At 38.1% G+C, this 9,498-nt stretch carries 4 protein-coding genes; 2 read left to right on the top strand and 2 right to left on the bottom strand.

The window, feature by feature from the left end; translation table 11 throughout:
* Nucleotides 1–550 precede the first annotated feature (550 nt).
* Both ESZ39_RS13285 and ESZ39_RS13280 read right to left on the bottom strand, forming a co-directional pair.
* Nucleotides 551–1,198 (bottom strand): 5-formyltetrahydrofolate cyclo-ligase, encoded by a 648-nt coding sequence (locus tag ESZ39_RS13285; protein WP_146880388.1) that lies wholly within the window; start codon nt 1,196–1,198, stop codon nt 551–553.
* Between the two features lie 1,140 nt (nt 1,199–2,338).
* Nucleotides 2,339–3,871, bottom strand: coding sequence for a peptide MFS transporter (locus ESZ39_RS13280; protein WP_146880387.1), 1,533 nt, complete (start codon nt 3,869–3,871; stop codon nt 2,339–2,341).
* 537 nt (nt 3,872–4,408) lie between these two features.
* Between ESZ39_RS13280 and ESZ39_RS13275 the strand changes: the two genes are divergently transcribed.
* Together ESZ39_RS13275 and tviB are read left to right on the top strand one after the other, a co-directional pair.
* The gene (locus tag ESZ39_RS13275) at nt 4,409–7,126 is read left to right on the top strand and encodes an SLBB domain-containing protein (protein ID WP_146880386.1); all 2,718 of its coding nucleotides are present in this window, start codon (nt 4,409–4,411) and stop codon (nt 7,124–7,126) included.
* Between the two features lie 810 nt (nt 7,127–7,936).
* Nucleotides 7,937–9,217: a Vi polysaccharide biosynthesis UDP-N-acetylglucosamine C-6 dehydrogenase TviB gene (gene tviB, locus ESZ39_RS13270; protein WP_317615719.1), complete on the top strand. Its 1,281-nt coding sequence runs from the start codon at nt 7,937–7,939 to the stop codon at nt 9,215–9,217.
* Nucleotides 9,218–9,498: the final 281 nt, after the last annotated feature.

The raw sequence follows: 9,498 nt of genomic DNA, 5'->3' as shown, positions 1-9,498 counted from the left end.
ATTGCTGAAAACCCTGTTCTGAATTAGGTAAAACCTTCGTTTTGATTTTCAGTGAATTTATATCTTTTAACCAAAGACAATCAAATTTATCTTTAGCAACGTCAATGCCAATATCATAATTCATCTCGTAGCTTCCCTTGTTCATGCAGTGTCACTTTCTTAGAAAGGCACTTGGATACCATCCAGTTTTTAAGATAAAATGAACTAAGGGTTTTATCTACATACCAAAGTCAAAGCTTTAAGGTTGGACTCAAACTCTCTTAGTTCTTGTGATAAAATAATAGCTTATTACTCTATCTAGAGAGATACAAGGTTGGACTTTAGTCCATCAAGTTAAATTAAATTTAACCGTTTTCGCATAAAGGCGATAACAAAAAATAAGGCGCTGTAGATATCTGTTGCATCATCAAGTTAATCACCCGCTGTAAGGTTGACGGACTAAAGTCCGACCTACAAAACCAGCGCCTAAATTTACATAGAATTTAAAACTTACAGCTATCTCTTCTATCTATGGTCGGCATTATAACAAGAGTATCAATTTAATTAGCGTTTAATTATGAATATCAAACTTATATTGTTTTGTTGGCGTAATAATCTCAGGTAATGGAATATCCCACAATTGTGCGGGAATAGCGTCTATTAATTGAATGTTGTGCGCTAGGCCTATAGGGTAAGGCCTTGTTAACTTGCTTTGTGCAACATCAAGTCCTTGATTCTGATCGCAATACTGCTGATACCATGACGACAAGGTTCTATCGTAGAATCCGCCGCCCATACCTAAACGATTACCTGTTAGATCAAACGCGACCAAAGGGGTAAAAATAATATCTATCTCGTTAATAGCTTTAATCAAACGAACGTCAAGTTTAGGTTCTAAAATGCCATAGTTATTTTTTCTCATAACACTGTTTTCATCATAATGGAGGAATAATAACTGCCCATGACTAAAAGGATGAATAACAGGTAAGTATGTTTTTTTGTTATTCTGCCAACACCATTTTATAAAGGGCATAGCATCAAGCTCACTGTCATTTGCTAAATAAAGGGCAATGTTTTTTGCCGCTATAATGTCTTTACGGGTAGTTAGTTGAATAAGTAAATCATTGGAGAACTGTTGTTGCTCAACCTCACTAAGACTTTGGCGTTTAGTTCTAAGTAATTTTCTTATTTCATTGCGTGTAGAGATAATCAATAGCATTTTCTCATTAGGTTATGTGTTTGCCGTAGGGTAGAGGCATCAATGCGAACGAAAAAATAATGCGCTGCAGATGTTTGTTGGCCAATTACGTTTTATATTCGCTGTACAGTTGACGGACTAAAGTCCGACCTACAAAACAATCGCTTAAATTTATATTATCACCTGTAGGCTCGATTTAGGTTGAATTTTAGTCCATTAGGTTTTAAAAACAGCTGTCAGTTATAAAAAAAGCTGTCAATTTTAAGTTTTAAGCTGTCAGTTATAAAAACAGCGGTCGGTTCGAAGCTTTAAGCTGTCAGTTTTAAAGAAAAACCACTTTCAGTTTATTTGTCTGTTTGGCTTTACCTTACTACGTTTTGTATTCGCTGTATGGTTGACGGACTGAAGTCCGACCTACAAAAACAATCGCTTAAATTTATATTATCACCCGTAGGCTTGATGTAGGTTGGATTTTAGTCCATCAGGTTTTAAAAGACAGCTTTCATATTACTTGTCTGTTTGACTTTATCCTACTACGTTTTATATTCGCTGTACGGTTGACGGACTAAAGTCCGACCTACAAAACAATCGCTTAAATTTATATTATCACCTGTAGGCTTGATGTAGGTTGGACTTTAGTCCATCAGGTTTTAAAAGACAGCTAGCAGCTAGCAGTTTACAGTTTTGAGCTGTCAGCTATAAAAAGACAGCTGTCATATTACTTGTCTGTTTGGCTCTATCCTACTACGTTTTATATTCGCTGTATGGTTGATGGACTAAAGTCCGACCTACAAAAAAAATCGCTTAAATTTATATTATCACCCGTAGGCTCGATGTAGGTTGGACTTTAGTCCATCAGGTTTTAAAAGACAGCTAGCAGTTTACAGTTTTGAGCTGTCAGCTATAAAAAGACAGCTTTCATATTACTTGTCTGTTTGACTTTATCCTACTACGTTTTATATTCGCTGTACGGTTGACGGACTAAAGTCCGACCTACAAAAAACGTGCTCAACTATTAACCAGTAAGTATCAACTAGCACTCTATATCTTACTGAAAGCTGGCAGCTACTTTCTTGTACTGACAGTTTAAAAATATTTTCATAGACAAAAAAATAGCCAACATTTAGTTGGCTATTTTTACTATTAATTATGCAAAAATAATTATGCAGTAGATGTTGTGCTTTTACCTTTAGCTGGCGATGAAGTGTCATCTGCTTCTGTTTCTAGGGCTTCCCAGAATCTAGATTTCAAGCCGACGAGTAAAATAATAATACCAATACCAATACTAAATAGACTGATTTGAATATATAACGCTGGAATTTGTTCAACGTTGTTTGGATCGTAATTACCAGCAAGCAAACCAGAAATAATATTACCAATTGAATAGGTTAAAACAAATACACCCATCATTTGGCCAGCGAATCTTCTTGGTGATAATTTACTGACGGCACTTAAGGCGATAGGACTTAGGCATAACTCACCGACTGTGTGTAAAAAGTAAGTGGTAATTAACCAACCGGGCGCAACTTGTAAGCCACTTGCTGCGTATTGCGCGGCAAAAAACATCACAATAAAGCCACTTGCCATAATAATTAACCCGACAGCACATTTAATGCCGTATGCAGGTGTAACCATTCTTTGACCTAATTTAATCCAAAATGCGGCGAAAAAAGGTGATAGCAAAACAATAAACATGGCATTAGAGAACTGAAACCATGCTGTTGGAATTTCAAAAGAACCTACCATACGGTCAGTGTAATCACGAGCAAATAAGTTTAATGATGAGCCGGCTTGTTCAAAGCCAGACCAGAAAAAAGCTGAGGCAATACAAATTAATAATAGCGCCCAAAGTTTTTTCTTTTCATTGCCAGTTAAGTCACTAAAAAAGTAAATAATGGCATAATAAACAACAAAAATTAAAGTAAATGCTATCGCAACATATTGTGCGGTGGCAATGGGGTCAATCACCACAATGCCTTCAAATGTTAAGACGGTGACTACCGCAATCGCGACAAGCGAAGCTGCTATAATTATCCAACTCGTACGTTGACCTTTTGCTGATAAGGGTGCAACTGGTTTTGCGCCAACACCTTCTAATTTTGGTGTAGTAATTTTATATTGAATAAGGCCTGCTGCCATGCCTATTGCTGCAGCACCAAAAGCATAATGCCAACCAAAATCTGAAGCTAAATAACCACAAACTAAATAACCAATAAAAGAGCCTAAGTTAATGCCCATGTAATAAATAGCATAACCACTATCACGGCGTTTATCATTTTCACTATATAATTGGCCAACCATAGCACCAATATTTGGCTTTAATAACCCCGTACCTAAAATGACTAAGATCAAACCAATAAAGAATGTTTTGTCATTTGGGATAGCTAAAACTATGTGGCCTAGCATGATAATAATGCCACCATACCAAACCGCTCTTTGCCCGCCCAATAATCTATCTGCTATCCAACCGCCGGGTAAGCCCATAAAATAAACGGTACCGGTATACAAACCATAAATAGCGGTTGCTGATGCAATCGTTAGTGCCAAGCCGCCTTCTTGTAAGGTTGCTGTCATAAAAAGAACAAGCAATGCGCGCATGCCGTAATAGCTCATGCGTTCCCACATTTCTGTGACGAAAAGTGTTTTCAACCCGCCTGGATGGCCATAAAAAGCCTCTGAATTTGGGGTGCTCATATAAAATCCTCGATAAGTAATACCAAACACGACTTAAAATTATTCTTGTTTCAACATGAATATATATCGGGTTGAACGTGTTTAGATGAATTAAAAGTTTTATTAATCAACCCGCTTTATACCTTTGCTGGCATCGAAAGGCAAGTATGTAGAGTTAATCTTTAAATCAATAAATGTAAAGTTATACCAAGTCTATTAAATTTCACACCAATACACTTAGATCAAAAAGCAAATGTTAAAGCTAAAGGGCACTTGTAGAGCGCACTCAGTATGTCAGCCATACCGATTAAAAGTGTTATAAACTTGAAGAGATAGCTATTAACTGTCAGCTTAAGTTATCAGCTGTCTTTTCTATTTATTTAAACTGAAAGCTGACAGCTATTTTACAGATAGCTATCTCTTCTAGCTTAATGATTAATGGAAAATATAATGTGTTAAAAAAGTTACTGTAATCAAAGTACACTTACTGATAAACTTTATGCTGTTTAACTTTAGATCTAAGTTATATCCCTCGTATATAGGAAAAAATACGCGCCAATGATGCACTTTATTCGTCAACTGACAAGCCTTCTCGTCGTTTTTACATTCTCTTTTAGTACTATAGCGGCGCAAATTAGCCAGCAGCAAATAGAGCAATTTAAAAACTTACCTAAATCTCAGCAGCAGGCATTAGCGCAAAGCATGGGTGTTGATTTAAATACGGTTATGGGGCAAATAGCCGGTAGTAACCAACAAACACAATTATCTTCTACTCCCATCACGCCAAGACCTATAGCTGAAAATGAGATAGTAGAGCAAGAAGATGTTACCGTGTTTGAAAACGATACTGAACTGTTTAAGCCACTAACAAGATTTGGTATGGACGTTTTTGCCAATGCGCCCAGCACCTTTACCCCGACCATGGACATCGCCATTCCTAAACATTATATCTTAGGCGTTGGCGACCAATTATCGATACAAATATACGGTAAAGAAAATGCTGAATACATCCTGCCGATAACGCGAGAGGGTAATATACTTATTCCTGATGTTGGACCAGTGAAAGTTGTTGGTTTAGCGTTTGGTGAGATGAAAAAATTTCTAGCCGAAAAAATTCAACAACGCATCATAGGTGTAAATGCGGTGGTCAGCTTAGCTGAATTACGTTCTATGCGTATTTTTGTTTTAGGTGACGCTTACAAACCAGGTCCTTACGTTCTTAGTTCTCTTTCAAGTGTTACGCACGCTATTTTTGCTGCTGGCGGTGTTAGCGATATTGGCTCACTACGTAATATTGAAGTAAAACGTGCCGGTAAAGTAGTTCAAATTGTTGATTTATATGATCTATTAATACGCGGTGACTCTTCAGATGATATTTTACTGCAATCTGGTGATGTGGTTTTCATCCCGACACAAAGTGAAAGTGTTTCAATACTCGGTGAAGTAAGGCGTCCGGCTATATACGAATTAAAAGCTGGTGATGATTTTAATCAAATTATTGAAATGGCTGGTGGCTTACTACCATCGGCTTATCCGCAATCAACCATGGTAGAACGTTACAACCAGCACAGTCTACGTAACATCATCAACATTGACCTAACCGACAGTAAAGCGCGTAAACAATTACTGAAAAGTGGTGACTACATTCGTGTGTTAGAAAGCTCAGGCATGTATGAACAGTCGATTACTGTCATCGGCGCCGTTACACGGCCTGGAAAATATCAATGGCAACAAGGCCTTAAAGTGGCTGATTTATTGCCAAGTTTAGATTCTCATATATTGCCTTCTGCTGATTTAAGTTATGGCTTAATTGTGCGCCAAAAAGACAAAGCTAGAAATATTAAAGTTTTACAATTTAATTTAGCGAACGCGCTTAACAAGTCAATAGCAAATCCAACAGACAACCTAATCCTATTGCCTAACGACAAACTATTGATATTCGCTAATGTCACTAAACAGATGGATGAAAAAGTTTCGTTAGACCAATTAGCCTTTACCCAAGAGCAACTCTTTGCTAAAGAACGGCAGCAGGCTAAAAACTTGCATAAAGAAAAATTATTTTGGAAAAAGTATGGCGGTAGTTCATCACAATATACAGGCACTGATCAAATTGAAGAAGCAGAACGTTTAGCCAATCAATCGTTAGTGCAGATGACTAATGGTAGCTTAGATAGCGAAATTGATATTCGTGAAATGGGCTTGTTTTCTCGTCCTCGCCTGTTAGCGCCAGTGCTGAGAAAGTTACGTCAACAGGGTGCTTCTGGCCAACCTATTCAACTTATTGAGGTAGACGGTCAAGTTAAATTTCCTGGTGTTTATCCGTTAGCGAAAAACGCAAAAGTGAGTGACTTATTAGCCGCTGCTGGTGGCGTGAAAGAATCTGCTTATTTAGCGCGAGCAGAAGTTACTCGTAATACGCTTACTTTAGAAGGTGCGACAAAAATTTCATTAGATGTCGACTTAGGCTTAGCGTTGAAGGGAGATAAAAATTTCGATATTGCTTTGCAAAGCAAAGATCGATTGAACGTGCACAAAATTCCCGCCTGGAGCGAAAATCATGTGGTTGAATTACGTGGTGAGTTTGTCTTTCCAGGCAAATATACCATTCGTCGTGGTGAAACCTTGGCTGACTTAGTTAACAAAGCTGGCGGTTTAACAAAATATGCTCACCCTGACGCGTCAGTATTTACCCGTACAAAGTTAAAAGCACTAGAAAAGCAAAATCTGATTAAGCTTGCTGGTGATCTACGTATTGAAATGGCTTCTAAATCGTTAAGCGACCAAGGTATGTCAACATCTTACGACGATGCCCAAAAACTACTTGCCGATATTACAGACCTAGAACCAGTAGGGCGTTTAGTGATTAACCTGCCTAGTTTAATGGCTTCAAATAGCTATGAAGTGTTGCTAGAAGGCGGAGACGTACTTTATGTGCCGACTAAGAAAAACTCAATTAATGTTATTGGTCAAGTTCAAGTAGGCTCATCACATTTATATAATAATGCAATGTCGACTGAAGACTATATCGCGCAAAGTGGCGGCATTAAAAAACGTGCTGATGAAGAGCGTATTTACGTTATCTCGGCAAGTGGCAGTATTAACATGCTTGAAGAAAGTAACTGGTTTTCTGGCGCAGCAGATTCTGCATTAAAACCGGGTGATACCATTGTAGTGCCGCTCGATGCTGAATATATGAGTGACCTAACATTATGGTCAACAGCCACACAAATTATTTATAATTCGGCTGTAGCAATTGCAGCAATAAGTGGAATTTAATTATTTAACCTGTAGGTCGGACTTCAGTCCGTCAACCGTAAAGCGAACACATAACGAGATGAGATAGAGCCTACGGGTGATAATATAACGTTAGGTAATTGTTTTTGTAGGTCGGACTTCAGTCCGTCAACCGTAAAGCGATCACATAACGAAATGAGATAAAGCCGACAGGTGATAATGCAGCGTTAGGCAATTGTTTTTGTAGGTCGGACTTTAGTCCGTCAACCGTAAAGCGGGCGATTAACCAGATGTGCCAACAAACATCTACAGCGCATTATCTTTTCATTTGCATTTATGTCGAAGATGGTTAAATTTCATTTAACTTGATGGACTAAAGTCCAACCTAAATCAAGCCTACAGGGGATAATGTAAATTTAAGCGATTGTTTTGTAGGTCGGACTTCAGTCCGTCAACCATACAGCGAATACAAAACGCAGTAGGGTAAAGCCAAACAGAAAAATAAACTGAAAGTAGCTTTTATAGCTAACAGCTTAAAAATTCAAACTGATAGCTTTTTTTATAACTGACAGTTAAAAATTATTAAACTGACAGCTGCTTTTAAAACCTGATGGACTAAAGTCTATCTACATTGAGCCTATGGGTGATAATGTAGCGTTAGACAATTATTTTGTAGGTCGGACTTCAGTCCGTTAACCTGACAAAGAACACATAACTTTATGGGCAAAAGTTCAACCGACAAGTACACTTAAAATGGAAAGCTTTACTTTACTAACAGCTGAAAGCTACTTTACAGACAGCTATTAACTTTAACTTCTTTAATAACCGCTATTAAGGCAAAGGACTCGCAAAATGATACGTGATTTAAATGATGTAAAAATAGCCGTAATAGGCTTAGGCTATGTTGGTTTACCACTGGCAGTAGAGTTTGGCAAAAAATATCAAACCTTGGGGTTTGATATCAATCAAGCCCGTATTACCGAATTAAATAATGGCACAGACAGTACCCTTGAAGTTAGTGATGAAGAATTAGCTGAAACAACAAATCTCAGTTATTCTTGCCAACCTGATGATTTGAAAAACGCCAACGTCTATATTGTTACCGTACCAACACCTATCGATCAGCATAAACAGCCCGATTTAACGCCATTACTTAAAGCCAGTGAAATGCTAGGTAAAGTAGTCAGTAAAAACGACATTATTATCTATGAGTCGACAGTTTACCCCGGTGCGACTGAAGAAGCTTGTATCCCCGTAATCGAAAAGTCATCGGGTTTAGTGTTCAATAAAGACTTTTACGCAGGTTACTCACCTGAACGTATTAATCCGGGTGACAAAGAGCACAGAGTCACCAATATTTTAAAAGTTACTTCTGGCTCAACGCCTGAAATAGCCACAATTGTTGATAACTTATATCGCTCTATTATCATCGCGGGCACCTATAAGGCGAGTTCAATTAAAGTTGCCGAAGCAGCAAAAGTCATTGAAAACACACAACGCGACGTTAACATTGCCTTAATTAACGAGCTGTCTATTATATTTAACAAACTCAATATCGACACCTTAGAAGTGTTAGAAGCTGCGGGCACAAAATGGAACTTTTTACCTTTTCGCCCAGGTTTAGTGGGCGGTCACTGTATTGGGGTTGATCCTTACTATTTAACACATAAAGCGCAGTCAGTAGGTTACCATCCTGAAATGATTCTCGCTGGTCGACGGTTAAATGACGGCATGGGCGCTTATGTTGTCTCTCAATTAGTAAAAAACATGCTGCATAAACGTATTCAGGTCGAAGGCGCTAATGTGTTGATCATGGGCCTTACCTTTAAAGAAAACTGTCCTGATTTACGCAACACCAAAATTGTTGATATTGTTAGCGAACTTAAAGAATACAACATGAATGTTGATATTACTGACCCTTGGTGTTCAAGTGAACAAGCCGAGCACGAATATAATTTAAGCCTGACAGCAAAACCCGAAGCGGGCTATTACGATGCTATTATTCTGGCGGTAGCACATAACCAATTCAAGTGCTTAGGTGTTGACGAAATTCGCAAACTAGGCAAGCAACACCATGTACTTTATGACCTAAAATATATATTACCAAAAGAGTCAGTAGACATGCGCTTATAGCATAGCGATTAAATCAGCAATGCAGTCTAACTTGTAGGCCAGACTTCAGTCCGTTAAACGTACAGCGAATAAAAAACGCAGTGAAATAAAGCCAAACAGAAAAATAAACTGACAGCTGTTTTTATAGCTGACAGCTCAAAACTTTAAACTGAGAGCTGTCTTTTAAAAACTGATGGACTAAAGTCCAACCTACATCGAGCCTACGGGTGATAATGTAACGTTAGGCAATTGTTTTGTAGGTCGGACTTTAGTCCGTCAACCGTAAAGCGATCACATAACGA

It is taken from the genome of Colwellia sp. C1TZA3, from assembly GCF_007954265.1.
Classification (GTDB): Bacteria; Pseudomonadota; Gammaproteobacteria; order Enterobacterales; family Alteromonadaceae; genus Cognaticolwellia.
Note: the sequence above shows the minus strand (reverse complement) of the source record. Positions and strands in the feature narration are given on the sequence as shown.